This is a genomic window from Micromonospora sp. NPDC050397 (assembly GCF_044901685.1).
In the GTDB taxonomy this organism is placed as follows: Bacteria; Actinomycetota; Actinomycetes; order Mycobacteriales; family Micromonosporaceae; genus Micromonospora_G.
The window spans coordinates 224,781-245,459 of sequence record NZ_JBJDPS010000001.1; the positions used below are offsets into that span (position 1 = coordinate 224,781).

At 72.7% G+C, this 20,679-nt stretch carries 9 protein-coding genes; 5 read left to right on the forward strand and 4 right to left on the reverse strand.

Annotated elements, in window-relative coordinates:
- Positions 1-7 precede the first annotated feature (7 nt).
- Positions 8-1,426, forward strand: a complete 1,419-nt coding sequence (locus ACI2K4_RS00910; RefSeq protein WP_404507743.1) for a condensation domain-containing protein — start codon at positions 8-10, stop codon at positions 1,424-1,426.
- Between the two features lie 72 nt (positions 1,427-1,498).
- Here the strand turns inward: ACI2K4_RS00910 and ACI2K4_RS00915 are convergent, their stop codons facing one another.
- Positions 1,499-3,787 (reverse strand): L-tyrosine/L-tryptophan isonitrile synthase family protein, encoded by a 2,289-nt coding sequence (locus ACI2K4_RS00915; protein WP_404507744.1) that lies wholly within the window; start codon positions 3,785-3,787, stop codon positions 1,499-1,501.
- Positions 3,788-3,837: 50 nt separating this feature from the next.
- A complete protein-coding gene (locus tag ACI2K4_RS00920; protein WP_404507745.1) occupies positions 3,838-4,665 on the reverse strand; it encodes a class I SAM-dependent methyltransferase in 828 nt (275 codons plus the stop codon).
- A 128-nt stretch (positions 4,666-4,793) separates the two neighbouring features.
- Between ACI2K4_RS00920 and ACI2K4_RS00925 the strand changes: the two genes are divergently transcribed.
- Positions 4,794-6,305: an AMP-binding protein gene (locus ACI2K4_RS00925; RefSeq protein ID WP_404507747.1), complete on the forward strand. Its 1,512-nt coding sequence runs from the start codon at positions 4,794-4,796 to the stop codon at positions 6,303-6,305.
- Here ACI2K4_RS00925 and ACI2K4_RS00930 read toward each other — a convergent pair.
- Positions 6,265-6,567 (reverse strand): acyl carrier protein, encoded by a 303-nt coding sequence (locus ACI2K4_RS00930; protein WP_404507748.1) that lies wholly within the window; start codon positions 6,565-6,567, stop codon positions 6,265-6,267. The genes ACI2K4_RS00925 and ACI2K4_RS00930 overlap by 41 nt on opposite strands.
- A gap of 698 nt (positions 6,568-7,265) precedes the next feature.
- On the opposite strand from ACI2K4_RS00930, the gene ACI2K4_RS00935 reads away from it, so the two are divergent.
- Genes ACI2K4_RS00935 through ACI2K4_RS00945 form a run of 3 tightly spaced genes read left to right on the forward strand, consistent with a single transcriptional unit; the run spans position 7,266 to position 19,326 of the window.
- Positions 7,266-8,519 (forward strand): MFS transporter, encoded by a 1,254-nt coding sequence (locus ACI2K4_RS00935; protein WP_404507749.1) that lies wholly within the window; start codon positions 7,266-7,268, stop codon positions 8,517-8,519.
- A gap of 8 nt (positions 8,520-8,527) precedes the next feature.
- The gene (locus tag ACI2K4_RS00940; RefSeq protein WP_404507750.1) at positions 8,528-17,809 is read left to right on the forward strand and encodes a MupA/Atu3671 family FMN-dependent luciferase-like monooxygenase; all 9,282 of its coding nucleotides are present in this window, start codon (positions 8,528-8,530) and stop codon (positions 17,807-17,809) included.
- Positions 17,806-19,326, forward strand: a complete 1,521-nt coding sequence (locus tag ACI2K4_RS00945) for a condensation domain-containing protein (RefSeq protein WP_404507752.1) — start codon at positions 17,806-17,808, stop codon at positions 19,324-19,326. The genes ACI2K4_RS00940 and ACI2K4_RS00945 overlap by 4 nt, the downstream gene beginning before the upstream one ends.
- An 8-nt stretch (positions 19,327-19,334) precedes the next feature.
- Here ACI2K4_RS00945 and ACI2K4_RS00950 read toward each other — a convergent pair whose 3' ends face one another.
- Entirely contained in the window at positions 19,335-20,612 is a 1,278-nt protein-coding gene (locus tag ACI2K4_RS00950; protein WP_404507754.1) for a tetratricopeptide repeat protein, read from the reverse strand.
- Positions 20,613-20,679: the final 67 nt, after the last annotated feature.

Genomic DNA, 20,679 nt, shown 5'->3' on the forward strand with positions numbered 1-20,679 from the left:
GGGAACGATGGCGCAGCAGACGTCCACCAGGTCGGTCGCACTGCGCGCGGGCGAGGGCTGGACCGGACCGTTGACCTGGGCACAGCTTGCGATCTGGGAGGTGTTCCGGTGGTTGGGGCCCGATGAGGCCGCCTCACTGAACCTCTCCGCCGTACGTGACGTGCCGTCGGGGAGGACGGTCGACGACGTGGTGACGGCGCTGCGACGACTGGTGGAACGCCACGACGCGCTGCGTACCCGCTTCGCCGCGTCCGACGACGGCGAGCCGCGACAGACCGTGGAGCCGTACGGGAACCTCGATGTCACCGTCGTCGAGGCGGGCGACCAGCCACCCGAGCGGGCCGTCGAGGCACTGGTGGAGCGGATGCGGGCCGAGCCGTTCGAGATGGCGACCGACCTGCCGCTACGTGCTGCCGTGCTCGCCGAGGCGGGCCGACCACTGGTCGTCGTACTGGTGCTCAACCACATGGCGGTCGACGGCTACAGCCTGGAGATCGTCAGCAGGGACCTGGGGCTGCTGCTCGACGGCGCCGGTGAGCTGCCGCCTCCCGGGCAGCAGCCGCGCGACCGGGCCTCCTACGAGGCGAGCGACCTGGCCCGACGACGTGCCACGGCGGCCCTGGATTACTGGACCGACGGCGTACGCGAGCTGCCGCGCGCCCTGCTGGTGTCCGAACCGGGTCCGGTGCCCCAGCAGTGGGCCCGGATCACCTCGGAGGCCCTGCGTCTGGCGGTCCGGGAGCTGGCCGACCGGCACCGGATGAGCCTGTCGATGGTGGTGCAGGCACTCACCGGGCTGCTCCTGGGCTTCTACCGCCGCGAGTCGCGGGTCGGCATCCGGCTCATCGTGGCCACCAGGTTCACCTCCGAGACCAGGGACTACGTGGGGGCGTTCAACCAGAACGGACTGCTCCGGTTGACGGTCGGCACGGACCGGCTGGGCGACTTCCTGCGCCACTCGCGAGCGGCGAGCATGCGCGCCTACCAGCACTGCGAGTGCGACCCGCTGCTGCTGGAGGCGAGGATCGCGCAGGTCGGCGCGGAGCGGGGGATCGACGTCGGCGGCTACTGCTTCGTCAACGACGTCCGACCCTTCGCCGAGGTGCGTTCCGAGGTACCGGGCCGGGCCGGCGACGTTGTCCGGGACGGCGACAGCCCGGCCGACCTCCACTCCGTGATCGAGGCGGCCCGGCACCGTACGACGGTCGCCGACCTGGATCGCGACGGCCGGCAGAAGGGCGCCACGTTCTTCCTGTTCCTGAACACGCTGGGGGAGACGGCGAGGCTGACGCTCGCCGCCGACGGGCGGTTCCTCGCCCCGGGGTCCGCCCGGACCTTCCTGGCGGACCTGGAGTGGCTGGCGGTCGAGGCGCTCTCGGGCGACCCGCTCCTGCCCGAACTGGCCGAGGACTGGTCGCGACGGTAGCGGCGGCGACCGGACCGACCGGGCCGTCCCGCTGATCGGAACCCGACCGCCCCGGCGGGAAGCAGGTGGCGCTCAGCGGCGACGCAAGCCGATGCGGGCCACGAGGTCCGGGTCCAGCTCCAGTTCCGTACCGGAGGGCGCGAGTCGTACGGCCGTGACCGGCACCATCGCGAACGGCTGCGCCGGGCCGAGCAGCGGGGAGTGCAGTGGCACGAATCCCTGGTCGTGCAGGGAGATGTGGAAGTCGCAGGAGATCGTGCCCCGGGCGTCGACGACCCCGGTGGCGTGCCAGGGCGGGATCGACGCGCCACCGAGCAGGCTCAGCCCCAGCCGGTCGCGGGCCGGCCGGACGCTGAGGGCGACGGCACCGGGCACGATCCGGTCACGGTAGCCGAACCGGCGGTCGGCGTGCCAGGCCGACAGGTATTCGAGCGTGTCGTCCCAGGTGGTCCGCAGCAGTTCCCGGCGAGCCCGGCGAAGCTCGGTCGGCACCCGCTCGTGCACCTCGTACAGGTCGGCGTAGACGGACTGGGACCAGGCGAGCATCGGCATGCCGACCGGCGGCGGTACGGGAACCGAGTGCACGAGCGAGCGGAACAGCGACACGAAGTTGCCGTGTGGGTCGGCGGCCCCGGCCCGACGGAGTTCGGTCAGCGGGTCGGCGGCAAGGTCGAGCCCCTCGAACGCCCGGCGGTAGTCGTGCCGTACCCGCTCGGCGAACTCGGCGTGGGCCCGGCGGCGTACCGGGTCGATCCGTCGGTCGATCAGATCCTCGTAGTCCCGGATCTCCAGGAAGTCGGCACCGACCGCCTCGGCGTACCGGAACCTGGTGTCGAGGCCCTCCCGCAGTGGGAGCCGGGGATGCGCGCGGAAGTGCTCCCCGTCGATGACCAGGGTGAGCCGGGCTCCCGGCGGGTAGACCTGCCGCAGCGCGCCGACCAGTTCGGTGAGCCGGACCAGCATGGCCAGATCGGCCAGGTCGGGCATGGGACCCGGGGCCTTGAGCTGACTGTGGCTGAACTTCGTGGCGAAGCACATCAGCGTCAGCCGGATCGGCTCGCCCCGGCTGATCGTGGGCGCCAGGTCCCGGACGGCCCGCTCGGCCGGGTACTCGGTGCCGGAGCCCAGCTTGAACTGGCGGCGCCGGAACACGTGGTGGACGAGTCGGGCCTGCCGTTCCACGGCGGGCAGTCGCCGGTCGGCGTGGCCTCGGCTCGCCACCGCGTTCTCGGCGGTGCGGGCCGCCGACCCCTTGGCCTCGGCGAGGAGCCGATCGACCAGGGCGTCGGTCTGGGCGGCGGTCCAGCGGACCGCGTACCGGGCGGCGAGCGGGTTGCGGCGTAGCTCGCCGATCGGTAGCGAGGCCACCGACCTCACGTAGGACAGCGCCGGGGGGTCTTCCGGCTTGGACAGACGCCAGGTGTCCGGGGTCCGCTCGAACGTCGTCACCGCCGCGAGTTCCCGCAGGTCGCCCGTCAGTTCCCGCTGATCGCCGGTCAGCTCTCGCAGGTCGCCCGTGAGCTCCCGCTGATCGCCCGTGAGCTCCCGCAGGTCGCCGCCGAGGTGGAAGATCTCCTGCCGCAGCCGAGGCAGTCCGGCCGGCTCGGCGTCGCCGGGGGAGCGCGGTACGCGGACGACCGGCGGCGGGTGCCCGTCGCCTCCGGCCGATGCCCTGGTACTCCGTAACAGGTCGACGATCCGCCGGACCGCCGCCTGCATCGGCTCGGGGACGGCGTGCGCGTACCGGGCCCAGCGGGGGTCGGCGCGCAGCAGGCGTGCCGTCGCCGGCCGGAGGAATCGCAGCTCGGTGGCGACGACGGGCGCGATCCTGGAGGTCACCGAGGCCGGGTCGGTCCGTGCCACGGCGGCACCGGCGGTGGCCAGCGCCGTGACGGCGGCCGGAAGACCGGGACGGGCGTCGCGTCCCGGTGACGGCAGCGCGGCGGGTGGCAGGTCGGCGACCACGACGCGTCCGGTCGGCGCGCCGTCCGAGGCGAGTTCGAACAGTACGTCCTCACCGGGGTCGACCAGCGCCCACCCGTACCGGTCCAGCGACGTACGGAACACCCGCAGCATCGGCCGCAGCAGGTACTCCACGAGCGTGGAGACGGTGTCGGACGAATCGAGCGACGGGTGGGTCAGGACGGTCCGGGCGAGACCGGGCGTCCGCGCCAACGCACTGGCGCTGACCGTCCCCGAACCGCCGACCACCGAGGGGTGGTCCGGGACGAGTGCGGACGGCAGCGGCGTGCCGGCCGGTGGTCGCGTCGGCGGGCAGGTGGCGTAGAGCCGCAGCATCGGGTCTGCCCGCAGGATCCGTCGCAGCTCTGGCCAGGACGGGTCGGCACCGGTCGTGAGCACATCTTCCCCCGTATCGGTCGGCGGTCTGTCCCGGTGGCGACTCGCGCCGTTCATCGCCTGCCGATCAGCACCTCGGTACGGATCGGCTCGACGAGGACGCCGCTCGGCTCCACCCTGGACAGTTCCGCCCGCAGCTCCTCGCGGAATTTCTCGGCGCGGTCACCGAGCGCCCCGGGCGTCGAGTCGGGAATCGTCATCTGCAGGCCGACGAGCGACTCCACGTCGTGCCTGCGCTGCCAGCGCAGCTCGTACCGGTCGACCTGGGCGAACGCCGAGGCGGCCAGGACGTCCCGGTGCTCCCGTCGCACCTGCGCGTACGTGCGCGGGTCCGTCCGGGTGTCGCCGCGCCACCGGCGGCGGAAGGGTATCCAGCGTTCCCGCACCGCGACCACCGCGTCGGCCCAGGTGGGCCGGTCCGGGGCGTCGGCGGCGGTGCTGCTGACGCTGCCGGTGATCACCACCACCGCACCGGCCGGGCGGATCACCCGGTCCAGTTCGCGCAGGGTCGCCGCCCGATCCATCCAGTGGAAGGAGGCGGCCATCATCGCCAGGTCGAACGTGCCCAGCCGGAGTTGCCCGAGGGTCGCGGACTCGCCCTCGACCCAGGTGACGGCATCGCCGACACCGGCGGCCAGGGCCATCCGCCGCCCCTCGACGAGCATGGCCGGCTCGGGGTCCACCGCGACGACCTCGGCGACCCGGCGGGCCAGCGCGACAGTGGCGGTGCCCGGCCCGCAGCCCAGGTCCAGCGCGCGTTGCCGCCCGTCCAGGCCGAGTCGGGCGTCCAGCCAGGCGAACACCTCGTCGGGATAGGTGGCGCGGTAGCGCGCGTAGTATCCGGCCGCCCCGGCGAAGAGGCTCGTTGTCGCCTCGCCCACTGAGATCCCCCCGCCCCGTTGTATCGACGCCCGACGATCATATCCTGGTTGCCGTCGCCGTCGGTCGGTAGCATTCGCCGGGTTGAATGCCCATTGTGGGTCGATGCGGAGTCGGGGAGCGGTTGCCGATGTCGCTCGGGGACCCGGAGTCGGGGGAGAGGTTGTCGATGTCGCTCGGGGACCCGGAAGAGATCACCGTCGGTGAGCGGATCGGCCAGCTCGCGGCCGACCACCCGACCCGCCCGGCGGTGGTCGCCGTCGCGCCGGACGGCAACCGGCAGACGATGACCTGGGCACGGTTGGAGAGCGAGAGCAACGCGGCGGCACACGCCCTGGCGGAGGCCGGGGTGGGCCCGGAGAGCACCGTGACGGTGGTCCTGTCGGCCGGTGTCGACCACGTGGTGGCAACCATCGCGGTGTGGAAGCTGGGCGGCTTGGTGGTGCCGCTGGACCCGCACGCGACCCCGTCCGAGCGACGGGCGACCGCCGCCGCGATCGGGGAGCACATCAGCATCGGCGGGCCCGAGGAGACGGTGTCGCCCCTGCGGTGGTGTACCGGGAACTACCCGGAGGATCCGCTCCCGTCGCGCGGTGTGCCGCGATCGGCCTCCCTGACCGGGGGTACCACCGGCCAGCCCCGGGTGGTCCGGCGGCGCAAACCCTGGACGTACCGGCCGGACGCGTTGCTGTCGGAGAGCGAGCGGGCCCGGGGCATGCGCTTAGGCCAGGTGCAGTTGGTCGTGCTGCCGATGTACCACGCCGGGTTCAGCGCGCTCTACCAGGGACTCGTGCTCGACCACCAGATCGTGCTCATGGAGCGCTTTGTCCCGCGTCTGTTCCCCCGGCTCGTGCAGGAGCACCGGGTGAGCTACCTGCGGATCGTGCCGGCGCTGATGCGGATGGTCCTCGACGTCCCCGACCTCGCGGAGTTCGACCTGTCCAGCATCGAGGCGGTGCACCACGGCGCGGGGCCGTGCCCGGAGGAGGTCAAGCGCCGGTGGCTCGACCTGATCGGTGCCGAACGGGTCGTCGAGGACTACGCCAGCCAGGAGCGGGTCGGTTCGGTGCTGATCCGCGGTGACGAGTGGCTGGCGCACCCGGGCAGCGTCGGCCGTCCCAGCGACTGCGAGGTCAGGATCCTCGACGAGTACGGCACCGAGGTCGCCACCGGTGTGACCGGCGAGATCTACCTGCGGTCGACGGCCGCCCGGCAGCCCGAGTACGTCGGCACCGGCCCGGCGTTGCCCGAGCGCGACGGCTTCCTCAGCCTCGGCGACCTCGGCTACCTCGACGCCGAGGGTTATCTCTACCTGGTCGACCGAAAGAGCAACGTGATCAACGTGGGCGGTGCCAACGTCTATCCCGCCGAGATCGAGGCGGTGCTGTTGGGCATGCCCGCCGTGGCGGACGCCGTCGTGGTGCCCCGATCACACCGCTACCTGGGGCAGGTTCCACACGCGATGGTCGTGCCGGCGGACGCGGCCGGCCCGCCGTCGGCGGCGACCCTGTCCGCGTACTGCCGGGAGCGCCTGTCGCCGACCAAGGTGCCGATGTCGTACGAGATCGTCACGAGCGTGGCTCGCAAGACCTCCGGGAAGATCAGCCGCCGGAGCCTGGTCGGCCGGACCGACGGCCCCTGATCCGCTGGAGCATGCCGGCGACGCGGTCGGCGAACTGGTACGCCTGCGGGTCGTCGAACAGGTCGGCCGGGTCCACGCTGACGCCGTAGTCCTGCTCGACCCGCGCCACGATCCAGAACGCCGCGAGCGAATGCCCGCCGAGTGCGAAGAACCGTCCGTCCGGCGGGCAGGGGACCCTGAGCACCTCGGACCAGATCTCCTGGATCTGCTCGCGCATCTCGGCACCCTCGGGCGTCGTCGGTTCGACAACCGGATCGGGCATGGTTCGGGACCTCCCAACGACGGCGCGACCATCGAAACCTATCAGGATCGATGTCGGCCGTCGATCGATCTCGCGACGATCGACCAACACGGTGCACGGAGCCGCGACCGAACTGGTCCGGGCCGGCGGGGCGAACAACCCACCGCCTGATCCCGCGCCCGGGAAAAGGCGGTCCGCGCACCGTGCAATGGTCTCCCGTAATTGTCCTGAGCGATGTTGTGGTGGCGGTCCTCGGACGCATTGTGCGCCGATCCGTCGAGGCGCTTTGCCTGACGCGCCAGCCGTCGACCGAATGGAATACCCGTAGCGTCGAGCCGTGGCCCGTCGCCGTCGCGGTCCGTTCGTCGTTCGTACCGACCCGGCATGGCTGCGCGGTACCGGTGGCAGATCGTGGCATTGCTCCGGGCTTGCGGTGGCCCGATGGCTACCGAACAACCATCAACCGTACGACTGCCGTCGATCAGTGCTAACTGGACAGATGACGTGGATTCCCTGCAAACGGCCCGATGGATGACTCTCCGAAGTGGACCTTGCCTAGATCCAGGCATTCCCATACTCTGGCTCGCGGAAGTCGCCTGTTGAATGCGCGCCAACGGCGTCCGCCGGCTTTGGGGGCACAATTTGCCGCACAATTCATCCCCTGCTGGTCGCGTCAAGCGTCCGACCTCGGCAACAATTCACGCAGCCAAGTTCTGCCCGTGACTATCGCTGACCAAGGCATCGGCCGCACCCGGAACGGCATGCGACACTTCCGGTTCCTGGTGGTCGGCAATGCCGTCTCGGCGTACGGCAGCTACCTGGACATGGTGGCGCTCAACCTGTTCGCGTACTCGCTGACCGGCAGCGCGACACAGACCGGGCTGCTCATGGCGCTGCGCCTGGCCACCAGCTTCCTCACCGGGTTCGGGGCCGGGAGCCTGGTGTCCCGGCTCGACCGCAAGCGGATCATGGTGACCTCCGACGTCACCCAGGCGCTCGCCCTCGTGGTGCTGGTCCTCGCGCCGGCCGCGACCCAGGTCGGGCTGCTGTACCTGGTCGCCGTCGTCACCGGCGCCGGCGCCACCCTCACCAGCGTCGCGCTACGCAGCAGCATCCCCGAGATCGTCGGCCAGGACCAACGGGTACGCGCCAACGCCCTGCTCGCCACCGGTCGCTCGATCGCGATGGTGGCGGGATTCGCCTCGGCCGGCGTACTCATCGCCACGGTCGGCTACGAGGGCGCGTTCCTCATCGACGCCGGGGCGTTCCTCTTCTCGGCCGCGAACCTGGCCCGGCTGCGGATCACCACCCGCGCCGCCGGGACGCCGTCCCGACCGGACGCCGCGCCGCAACCGCCGGGGGTGCTCGCGGCACAGCTCACCGCCCTGCGCTACCTGCGACTCACCCCGATCCTGCTCGCCCTGATCAGCCTGCGCGCCATCGACGCGTTCGGGTCGGCGTCGCACAACGTCGGCCTGCCGGTGCTCTCCACCGCGCTCGACCCACAGCACCCGGCCACGTTCGTGTCCCAGTTCTGGGCCACCTGGGCGATCGGCAACATCCTCGCCCAGCGGCTGGTCGCCGCCTGGTCCAGCCGGACCGGCCGAACCATCGACGAGCGCGCGTTCGCGCTCGGCGCGGCGCTCATGTCGGTCGCGTTCATCCTCACCTTCACCGCGCCGCCGGTGCCGCTGGCCATCCTGGTCGCCGCCGTCGCCGGGATCGCGGACGGCTTCACCGAGATCGCGTACACCACCCGGTTGCAGTCCGCCCCCGACGAGCAGCGCGGCCACGTCTTCGGCTTCTCCGCGATGGCGGAGAACCTCGGCTTCGGCATCGGCATGGTGGCCTGCTCGTTCCTGCTGGAACGGTTCACCCCACTGACCGTGGTCACCACCTTCCACGGCCTCGCGGTGCTGCTCGCCCTGGTCATGGTGGCCGCGCTGACGATCCGGCGGGGGCCGACGAGATGAGGGACACGATGGACGGCCGCACCGAAGACCGACGGATCGCGATCATCGGCATGGCGTTCCGGCTGCCCGGCGCCGACACGCCCGAGGCGTACTGGAGCAACATCCGGGCCGGCGTGACCAGCGTACGGAGGTTCGGCCCGGAGGAGTTGGCCCGCGCCGGAATACCCGAGCCGGTACGCGAATCGCCGGACTTCGTGGCGGTCAGCGGGGTGCTCGACAACATCGACTCCTTCGACGCCGAGTTCTTCGGGATGAGCCCGCAGGAGGCGCGCACCGTCGACCCGCAGCACCGGATGTTCCTGGAGACCTGCTACCACGCGCTGGAGAACGGCGGTTACGCGGCCACGTCGCCCGACGTGCGGGTCGGGGTCTACGCGGGCGTCGGCTACCACCTCTACCCGCTCAACACGTACCTGCGCAACAACCTGCCCGAGGCCCGCTGGGAGGGCGACTTCGCCTCGGCGTTCCAGGTCGCCGTCGGCAACTTCAACGACTTCGCCGCGACCCGGGTCGCCTACCGCCTCGGTCTCACCGGACCGGCGATCACCGTGCAGACCGGCTGTTCGACCTCGCTGGTGGCGGTGCACCTGGCCGGACAGGCACTGCTCGCCGGAGACGCCGACCTGGCCCTGGCCGGCGCGGCGGCCGTGCACACCCCGCAGATCCTCGGCTACCGGCACGTCAAGGGCACGATCCTGTCCCGCTCCGGCCGGTGCCGGGCGTTCGACGCGTCCTCGGACGGGACGGTCGGCGGCAACGGGGTCGCCGCGGTGCTGCTCAAGCGGTACGACCGCGCGGTCGCCGACGGCGACACCATCCACGCGGTGATCCTGGGCAGCGGCGTCAACAACGACGGCGCGTCGAAGATGAGCTACCTCGCGCCGAGCGCGACCGGGCAGCGCGGAGCCATCCTGCGCGCGCTCGACGTGGCCGGCGTCTCGCCCGAGACCATCGGCTACCTGGAGACCCACGGCACCGGCACCTACAAGGGCGACCCGATCGAGTTCGACGGCATGACCTCGGCGTTCCGGGAGCGCACCGACCGGACCGGGTACTGCGCGATCGGCTCGGCCAAGCCCGCCATCGGGCACCTCGACGCCGCCGCCGGCATGGCCGGACTGCTCAAGGCGGTGCTGGTGCTCAGGCACGGCGAGATCCCGCCGCTGGTCGGCTTCGAACGGCCCAACCCGGCGCTGGACCTGGCCAGCAGCCCGTTCTTCATCCCCACCGAGGCACAGCCCTGGCCCGACCTGCCCGGCCCACGGCGGGCCGGGGTGACCTCGCTCGCGGTCGGCGGCACGAACGTGCACGTGATCCTCGAAGCCCCACCGCCGGCCCGGTCGGCGGCGGTCCGGTCCGCCGCGATCAGCCCGGCGGCGGCCAGCCCGGCGGCACCCGACCCGGTGACGCTGCCGCTCTCCGCACACCACCCGGAGAGCCTGCGCACGCTCGCCCGCCAATTCTCCGACCACCTCCGCGCCGACCCCGGGCTCGACCTGGACGACCTGGTCACCACCGCCGCGACCGGCCGCCCGCACCTGCGGCACCGGCTCGCCGTGACCGGGGCGACGCCGACGGCGCTCGCGGACGCGTTGGACGGCTACCTCGCCGAACCGGAGCGGCAGGTTCCCCACCGGGTCGCGACCGCCGCGCCGGTCCCGGCAGGGACGGTCACACCCGTCTTTGTGTACGGCGGACAGGGCACCCCGTACGCCGGGCTCGCCGTGCCGCTCTACCGGCGGTATCCACGGTTCCGGGCGGTGCTCGACGAGTGCGAGGCGTACCAGCGGCGTACCGGTGGCCCGAGCCTGCTCGCGTCCCTGCTGGGCGACGGCTCGGGCGCCGCCGACCCCCCGGTGTGGGAGACCGACCTGGCCCAGCCGGCGCTGTTCGCGTTCCAGACCGCGCTGACCCGACTGTGGCGGTCGTTCGGGGTGACACCGCACCTCGTCGCCGGCCACAGCGTCGGTGAGTACGCGGCCCTGGCGGCGGCCGGCGCCCTGTCGATCGAGGACGGGTTACGGCTCACCGGACTGCGCGGGCGGCTGATGCGCGAGTACACCGCACCGGGCGCGATGGTCGCGGTCTTCGCCGCCCGGCCGGTGGTCGACGAACTGCTCGCCGCCGACCGGCGACTCGACCTCGCCGCGATCAACACGGCCGACCACCACGTCGTCGGCGGCCCGGTCGAGGCGGTCGAGGCGGCCTGCCGCCGACTGGACGAGCGTGGACTGCGCTGGCACCGGCTCGCCGTCAACCGCGCCTTCCACACCGGCCTGCTCGACCCGATCCTCGCCCCGCTGGGCGAGGTGCTCGCCACGATCCCGCTCGCGCCGCTGGAAACGCCGCTGGTCAGCAGCGTGGACGGGACCGTGCTGCCGGTCGGCCACCGGTTGGACCCGGCGTACCTGGTCCGGCAGACCCGGGCGATGGTCCGGTTCGACCTGGTCACCGCCGCCCTCACGGCGGCCGGTGACGGGTCGGCCGGCGTCCCGGTGCTGGAACTCAGCCCCCATCCGAGCCTGGTCGGTCTGCTCCGCCCGGCGCTGCCCGGGTCGCCGGTGCTCGCGGCCCAGCGGCGGGGCGCCGGACTCGACCAGCACCACGAGGCGGTCGCCCGCCTGTACGTACACGGGGTCGCCCTGGACTGGGCCGCCCTGCTCGGCCCCGACGCCGGGCACCGGGTGCCGCTGCCCGCCTATCCGTTCCAACGACGGGTCCACTGGACCGGACCGCCGCTGGCCCCGACCGATCCTGGAGGCGTGATGGTTGACGTTGACACTGGCCGTGAGACCGGCACCGACGCTACCGCCGGCGGCCCGACGCCGGAACTCGGGCCGGTGGTCGAGCGGGTACGCGAGATCAGCGCCCGCCACCTCGGCTGCGCCCCGGCCGACGTGGACACCGAACGCCAGTTCTTCCAGATGGGCGCCGACTCGCTCACCATGATCAACGCGTTGCGCGAGTTCGAGGCCGAGTTCGGCGTACGGCTCGCGATGCGGGAACTCTTCGAGGAGGCGGACACCCCGGACAAGCTGTCCCGCCTGATCCTGTCCCGCCGCGCCCCGGTTGTCGCCCCGGCTGTCGGGGCGGTAGCCGAGGCGGGGGCGGCTGTGGTCGTACCCGAGGTGGCGGAGTTGGCGGCGGCGCCGGTGCCCCCGGCGGTGGCCGAGGTGCACGGGCCGAGGGTGACCGTGGCGCACACCGCCGGTCAGGCCGGCGCGGTCACCACCGAGGGCCAGCGGGCCCACGTCGAGGACCTGCGACGCCAGTTCGTGGCGAAGACCCGGCGCTCGAAGGAGATCGCCCAGCGCCACCGGGGCGTGCTGGCGGACAGCCGGGCCGTGGTCGGGTTCCGCAGCGCCACCAAGGAGATGCTGTACCCGATCGCCGGTGAGCGCGCCAAGGGCGCCTGGCTGGAGGACGTGGACGGCAACCGGTACCTCGACATCACCATGGGCTTCGGGGTGCTGCTCTTCGGCCACGAACCGGACTTCGTCGGCGACGCGGTACGTGAACACCTGTCCCGGGGCATCCGGCTCGGCCCACGCAGCGTCGACACCGGGGAGGCCGCCACCCTGCTCAGCGAGCTGACCGGGATGCGGCGGGTGGCGTTCGCCAACTCGGGCACCGAGGCGAACTCCGCCGCGATCCGGCTCGCCCGAGCGGCCACCGGCCGCGACACGATCGTCACGTTCCACGGGTCGTACCACGGGCACGCCGACAACGTGCTCGGCCGTTCACTCGGCACCGGTGCGGAGCGGACCACCGTCGCGGTCTCCACCGGCATCCCGGCCAGCGCCGTCGCCGACCTGGTCGTGCTCGACTACGGCACCCCGGAGAGCCTGGAGACGATCGAGGCGCTCGGCGAGCGGCTCGCCGCCGTGATCGTCGAACCGGTGCAGAGTCGCCACCCCACGCTGCGGCCGGCCGAGTTCCTGCTCCGGCTGCGTGAGATCACCCGGCGGTACGGCATCGTGCTGATGTTCGACGAGATGCTGACCGGATTCCGGCCGCACCCGCGCGGTGCCCAGGGACTGTTCGGTGTGGCCCCGGACCTGGCCACGTACGGCAAGCTGCTCGGCGGCGGCTTCCCGATCGGCGCCATCGCCGGCAGCGCCGACATCATGGACGGCGTCGACGGTGGCTTCTGGCGGTACGGCGACGACAGCCGACCCGAGCGCGAGACCACCTTCTTCGGCGGCACCTACATCCAGCACCCGGTCTCGATGGCGGCGGCCCGAGCCGTGCTGACCAGGCTCAAGGAGCAGAGCCCCCATCTTCAGCAGGCGCTCAACGCGCGGACCGACCGGCTGGTCGGCACGCTGAACGCGTTCTTCGAGGAGGAGGAGTACCCGGTCCGCCTCGGTCACTTCGGGTCGCAGTTCCGCTTCGAACACCGGGCCGACCTCGAACTGCTCTACCACCACCTGCTGCTCAAGGGCGTGTACGTCTGGGAGTGGCGCAACTTCTTCCTCTCCACCGAACACACCGACGACGACGTCGACACGCTGGTCGACGCGGTCCGCCGCTCACTGGGGGAGATGCGCGCCGCCGGCCTGCTCACCCGCCCGCGGCTCACCCCCGTACCCGCCCCCACCCCCCTGCCCGCCACCCCCGTACCCGCCGTACCCGCCACGCCCCAGGTGTTAGGAAGGGCCCCTTCCTCTACCGAATCCGATAACAAGGGGCCCTTCCTTTCCCGGGGGGCGCCGGAGTTCAGTGTGTACTTTTTTGGGGATTATCCGGAGGGGGACGGGGACGCGGGGGACGCGTACGAGTTGATTGTTGACAGTGCCCGGTTCGCGGACGAGCACGGGTTTCACGCGGTGTGGATACCCGAGCGGCACTTCCACTCCTTCGGTGGGGTGTTCCCCAACCCGGTGGTGCTGGCCGCCGCGCTGGCCCGCGAGACGAGTCGGATCCGGCTGCACGCCGGTTCGGTGGTGCTGCCGCTGCACGACCCGATCCGGGTCGCCGAGGAGTGGTCCATGGTGGACCGGCTCTCCGGCGGGCGGGTCGGGATCGGCTGCGCGCCGGGTTGGCACGCGGGTGACTTCGTGCTCGCCCCGGAGAACTTCGGCTCGCACCGCGAGGTGATGTACGACCACCTCGACCAGGTACGCCGCCTCTGGCGGGGCGAGGCGGTGCGGCGTACGTCCGGCACCGGCGAGACGGTCGAGGTGCGCACCCTGCCCCGCCCCGTGCAGGCGGCGCCGCCGATGTTCGTCGCGGTCGTCGGCAACCCGGACTCGTACCAGCGTGCCGCCGAGCACGACCTCGGTGTCGTGACGAACCTGATGAGCCAGTCGGTGGAACAGTTGGCCGACAACATCGTGCGCTACCGCAAGACCCGCGCCGCGCACGGACTCGACCCGCAGGGTGGCCGGGTGGTGGTGCTGGTGCACACGTACCTCGGCGAGGACTCACGGCGGGCCCGGTCCGAGGCGTTCGCGCCGCTGCGGGCGTACATGCGGTCCTCGCTCGCGCTGTTCGGGCAGATGACCAACAGTCTCGGCTTCCAGGTCGACCTCGAGGGTGCCCGGGAGGAGGATCTGGACTACGTGTTCCAGCGCGCCTACGACCGGTACTGCGAGTCCCGCGCGCTGATCGGATCGCCCGAGGAGGGCGCGCGGCTGATCGACGCGCTCGCGGCGGCGGGCGTCGACGAGGTGGCCGCGCTGGTCGACTTCGGGGTGCCGGCGGAGCGGCTGCGGGCGGCACTGCCGCAGCTCGACCGCCTGCGCGCCCGCTATCACGACGCACCGGTCACACCGCCCGCGCCGGTCGCTGTCACACCGCCCGCGCCGGGCGGTGTCACACCGCCCGCGTCGGTCGCTGTCACACCGCCCGCGTCGGTCGCCGGTCCGCTGTCGGTGACCGTGCGGACGCCCGCGTCGGATCCGGTCGCGGTGTCGGTCCCGGTGGCGCCGGATCTCCGGCACGCCGTTCGGGGCGAGCCGGAGATCCGGCCGGACCGGTCGGGGCCGGTGTCGCGTGGGCAGTCGCGGATGTGGTTCCTCGAACGGTTGAACCCGGGCCAGGGTACGTACAACGAGCCGACGGCGGTACGACTCGACGGGCGACTGGACGTGCCGGCGCTGCGTGCCGCACTCGTACGGCTGGTGGACCGCCACGGTGCGCTGCGTACCGTGTTCCGCGAGCGGGACGGGGGACCGGTGCAGGTCGTGCTCGGTCGGGGCCCGCTCGACTTCGCCGTCGAGGAGCGGGGCGGCCGGGACGAGGACGAGGCCGTACGGTCGGTGTTCGCCAGCGAGAGCCGGCGCGCGTTCGACCTGGCCACCGGGCCGCTGTTCGTGAGCCGGCTGCTGCGCTGGTCCGACGAGCGGCACGTGCTGGTGCTCTCGTTCCACCACATCGTGGTCGACGCGGCCTCGGCGGCCGTGCTGGCCCGGGACCTGTCGGCGCTGTACCGGGCGGAGCTGACCGGGCGACCGGTCGAGCTGCCGGACGTACCCCTGGACTGTCTCGACCTGGCCCGCCGGGAGGCGGCGGCGGACCGCCCCCACGCCGACGGTTCCGGCGCCCACGACGGCCCCGGCGCGGGTGGACCTGGTGCCGACGGCGGTGGGCTGGACTACTGGCGTGAGCGGCTGGCCGGCGACCTGCCCGTGCTCGACCTGCCGACCGACCGGCCACGGCCGACCGTGCAGACCGGCAACGGCGCGTCGGTGCGGCGTGGGCTGGACCCGGAGTTGTCCGAGCGGCTGCGCGGGCTTGGCCGCGAGCACCGGGCCACCCTGTTCATGACCATGCTGGCCGGGTACGCGGCCACGCTGCGCCGGTTCACCCGCACCGACGACCTGATCGTGGGTACGCCGGTGTCGGTCCGACCGGCCGGCGCGGAACAGGTGGTCGGGTTCTTCCTCAACACGATCGCGCTGCGGCTGGACCTCTCCGGCGACCCGACCTTCGCCGACCTGCTCGGGCGGGTACGCGGCACCGCGCTGGACGGGTACGACCACGCGGGCGTCCCGCTCGACTCGGTGGTCCGCGCGGTCCAGCCGGTGCGGGACACCAGCCGCAACCCGATCTTCCAGACCATCCTGGAGTTCGAGAACGACGACCCGTTCCCGTTCGACCTGCCCGGGGTGAGCGCCCGCACGCTGGACCACCGGGCCGAGCGCGCGGTGGCCGACCTGAGCCTCTACGTGACCAACCACCCCGACCGGATCACCTGCCGGCTGGAGTACAACACCGACCTGTTCGACCGCGACGGCGTCGAGCGGCTGCTGTCGTACCTGGTCGCGATCCTGGAGGCGGCGGTCCGCGACCCCGGCACCCCGATCTCGGCGCTGGTCGGGATTCTCGACGCCGACCGCGACACGTTGACCCGCTGGGGCACCGGGCGGCGCCGCGAGTTGCCGCCGGGCTGCCTGCACGACGCGGTCCGGCACTGGGCCGACCGGACACCGCAGAGTGTGGCGCTGATCGGCGGCGGCAGTGTGCTGACGTACCGGCAGCTCGACGACCGGGCGGCGCTGCTCGCCGACCGGTTGGCCCGACTCGGCGCCGGGCCGGGCGAGATCGTGGCGCTCTGGCTGCCCCGGTCGCCGGAGTTCGTCGTGGCGACGCTCGCGGTGCTGCGTACGGGTGCGGCGTACCTGCCGATGGACCCGCTGCTCAACGAGCGGCAGGTGCACTTCATGATCTCCGACAGCGGCGCCCGCGTGGTACTGACCACCGAGGGCAACGAGCCACCGGACCTTCCCGACGGGGTCCGGCCGTTGTACGTCGACACGGAGGTCGACGAGGCGCGGGTGCGGGGCGGCCTGGCCCGGGTCGCGGACGATCCGGACGCACCGTGCTACGTGATCTACACGTCCGGTTCGACCGGTCGGCCGAAGGGCGCGGTGATCACGCACCGCAGTGTGCTGAACCTGTGCCGGTGGTACCACGACAAGCTGGAGCTGACCGCCGCCGACCGTAGTGCCGCCGTCTGCGGGCAGAGCTTCGACGCCTCCATGCTGGAGATCTGGCCGACCTTCATGGCCGGCGCCAGCCTGGCGATCGCCGAGGACGCGGTGCGCCTGGACTCGATGGCGCTGGCCCGCTGGATGCGTACCGCCGGGGTGAGCATCGCGATGCTGCCCACGCCGATCGGCGAGGGGCTGCTCTCGCTGCCCGTCGCGGCCCAGCCACGCCTGCGCCACCTGGCCGTCGGCGGCCAGCAGCTCCGGGTACGCCCACAGCCCGACCTGCCGTACGTGGTGCACAACATCTACGGGCCGACCGAGACCACGGTTGTGGTGGTGGTGGACGTGGTGGCCGACGCGTCGAAGGCGGCACCGGGCCCGATCCCGATCGGTCGCCCGCTGGACAACATCCACGTCGAGGTACGCGACCAGCGGGGCAACCTGGCACCGGTCGGTGCCGTGGGAGAGCTTTTCATCGGCGGCGCCGGGGTGGGGCGCGGTTACCTGAACCGGCCCGAGCTGACCGAGGAACGGTTTGTCGTTGATCCCGGTGGCGGACCCGGTGCCCGCTTCTACCGCACCGGCGACCTGGTCCGCTGGACCACCGACGGGGTGCTCGTCTTCCTCGGGCGGGCCGACGACCAGGTCAAGATCCGGGGCAACCGGGTCGAGCCGGGGGAGGCGTCTGCCGTACTGCGTGGGCTGGACCTGGTCGCCGACGGCATCGTGGTCGCCCGCCGGGACCGCAACGGCGACGCGTACCTCGCCGGATACGTGGTGCCGGCGCCGGGTGTGGCGCACGACGGGATCGCCGAGCGGCTCGTCGCGGCGATGGCCCGCCACCTGCCCGACGTGCTGATCCCACGGGTGTGGGCACTCCTGCCGGTGCTGCCGCAGACCGGCAACAACAAGTTCGACCAGGCCAACCTGCCGGAGCCGACGATCCGGACCGGCATGCCCGTCCCCGCCACAGCGGCCGAGGCACCGGCACCCGCACCGGCTCCGGGACCACCGCCCGCGCCCGCACCGGAACCACCGCCCGCGCCCGCGCCGCCGGCCCCGCCGTCGGTCGCCGGGGCGGAGACCGTCGAGGAGACGGTACGGGCGCTCTGGGCCGCCGAGCTCGACCAGGAACCGGAGCGGATCGAAGCCGAGTCCTCCTTCTTCACCCTCGGCGGGCACTCGATCAACGCCCTGCGCCTGCTCAACCGGGTACGCGAGGCGACCGGCGTCGAGTATCCGGCGCTGGACTTCTTCCGCGCGCCGACCGTCGCCGCGATGGTGCGGCGACTGCGCGAACACTCCACGCCCGCTCCGAACGGGCACCCCGGACGGGTACGGGGCACGCTGTGACCTTCGACGAGTTGCTGGAGTACGTCGCCGTGCGCGACGTACGGCTCACCGGTGTCGACGGCACGCTGCGTTACGACGCCCCGGCCACGGTGATGACCCCGGATCTGGTGGCGGCCCTGCGGTCGTACCGGGACGAGTTGTCGCGCTGGCTGGCCGGACCGGCCGACGGGCGTGAGGTGACGCGGGCGCCGCTCTCGGCCCAGCAGGACCGGATGGTGCAGAACGTCGAGCGGACCGGCAACTCCAGCGGCTGGAACGTCGGGCTGCGCCTGGAACTCGTCGGCGACCTGGACGTCGCCGCGCTCGACGCCGCCGTCGACGGGCTGCTCGCCCGGCACCACGCGCTGCGGGCCCGACTCGGACGCGACGGCGACGACCGGTTCCAGCGGATCATCGCCCACCGGCCGGTCCCGCTGCCGGTTGTCGACCTGACCGGGCTCGCGCCGACGGGGGTCCGGGATGCCGACGGTGAGGCGGCCGAACAGAAGCGCGCGCGGGCCGAGGCGGCCTGCCGGGCGGTGGTCGAGCCGGCGTTCGCGCTGGCCGACGAGGCGCCGGTGCGGTACGCGCTGATCCGCCTCGATCCGGGGGAGTCCTGGCTGGTCCTGGTCGTGCACCACATCGCCTGCGACGGATGGGCCATCTCGGTGCTGTTACGCGACCTGGCCGCCGGCTACCGCAGCGCGCACGCCGTGGGCACGGCCGACTTCGGTGCGCCGGCCGCCCAGTGCACCGACTATGCCCGCTGGCAACGGGACCAGTGGGACGAGCCGACCCGACGACGACGGCTCGCGCACTGGGCCGCGCACCTCGGCGACGGACCGCTCACCCTGGACCTGCCGTTCGACGGACCGGCCCCGGACCGGCCCACCGGACGCGCCGCCACCCACCGGTTCGAGATCCCGGAGCGGGTTCGGCTCGCCGCCGAGGCGCTCGCCCGGTCCCGGGGTGCCACCGTGAACGCGGTGACAGCCGCCGCGATGGCGCTCCTGCTCGCCCGGCTCAGCGGGACGCGCGACGTGACGCTCTCGGTGCCACACGCGAACCGCTCACCCCGGGCGTACGAGGAGTCGGTCGCCGTGATGACCACGGCGCTGCCGTTGCGGATCCGTACCGGTGCCGCCGCGACCTTCGGTGAGCTGGTGGAGCAGACCGCCGACAGCCTTTTCGCCGGGATCGACAACCTGCTGCCCACCGCCTGGATCTACGGGCAGTTCCTCGGCCCGGCGGGCGGCGCGATGCCGCCCGGGGTGATGGTGAGCTTCGCCTTCCAGAACACCCTGGACATGCGGCTCGACCTGCCCGACCTGACCGTACGGGTGCACGACGTGCCGACCGACGCCGAGCGCGGTGCGTTGATGTTCGGTCTGGTGCCCCACCCGGACCGGCTCGACGGCTACCTGGAGTACCCGCTGGACCGGCTCACCGACGCCACCGCCCGCGACTGGGTGGCCCGTTACGTCGACCTGCTCGGCGACGCCTGCGTCCACCCGGACCGCCCGCTGCGCGCCACCTGACCATGCGGTCACGATCCGGGCATCGCCTCCAGCATCGCGATCACCTCGGCCACCTGGGCGGCGGCGCCGGTGTCGCCGACCCGGCGGTAGAGGTCGTGCTGCCAGCGGGAACAGCTCAGCGCGTCGAACCGCACCTTCGGGTCGATCATCGCGTACGGGGCGAGCTGCCCGATGATGCCGGCCAGCCACCCGGCGGCGTCGAGCGCGGCCGGCACCCGGTCGGACTCGAGCTGACGCTGGCCAAAGTTGATCACGGCGGCGGCCCAGTGCCGGCCGAACTCGCCGAACTGGTAGCGCATGCCGACCACCCGTTGCTGGGACGCCGCCGCGAACAGGGCGTGCGCCTCCAACCCGAACAGCAGCTCGTCCGCGTCGGGGGCGCTGACCAGCAGTTCGCCCAGGGTGGTGGCGTACGCCGGGGCGAGCTGGGGGGAGCAGCGCATCGAGGGTGCGAGAATCCTGACCTCGGTGGCCGGCGCGGTGAGGGTCTCGACCAGATCGTGCTTGCCCGCCGTGGCGAGCGCCCGCGCCAGCGACGGTTGGCCGTTGATCACCTGCTCGGCCACGTCGTTGCCGGGCAGGGGCTCGTCCGGGCTGGTGGTGGCGAGGAACCACTGTGCCATCCGGGCCAGCTCGTCCCGGCCGGCCGCGCCGTGCACGATGAAGGCGACCGCCGCCGCCGCGTGTACCGGGAGCGCGTGCGCGGCCGGTAGCGCGAACTGGTTACCACGGCGGTACGCCGCCAGGAACTCCCGCAGCGCCCAGTCGGCCGCGCTCGCCGCGACGTCGGGGTCGCCACCGATGGCCATCTGCACCTGCGCGGCCAGGGCGACCACCCGGGCGGCCGGCACCGCCCCCTCGGCGTCGGAGCGCTCCACGCGGAGATCGAGGCAGGTGGTCACCGCCTGCTGGGCGTCGGCGATCGCCGACAGCGGACGGCCGGCGCCGGCGTGCACCCGGGCCCGGCGGATCAGGACGTCGGCGACGAGCTGCCCGGCCGACCCGCCGAGGCGCTCGTAGGCGGTCTCCGCCTCGACCAGGGCGTCGACCGCGCCCTGGTAGTCGTCGGCCTGCCGGAGCCACTCCCCGAGGGTGTAGAGCATCGACCCGAGTTGCTGCGGGTTGTCGGCGTCCCACGGCTCGGCCTCGGTCGCCTCCCGTACCAGGGTGCAGGCCCGTTGGTACCGGTCGATCGCACCGGGGAGGTCACCGCGCGCGTGGCAGCGCTCCCCGTCCGCCGTCAGCCGCACCACCTCACGCCGGGAACCACCGCTCGTCATCGCCATCGGACCTCCCTCGTCTCGTACCGGTGTGCCGGATCGTAGGAGGTGGAGTCCACCGGACGGGCGAGCG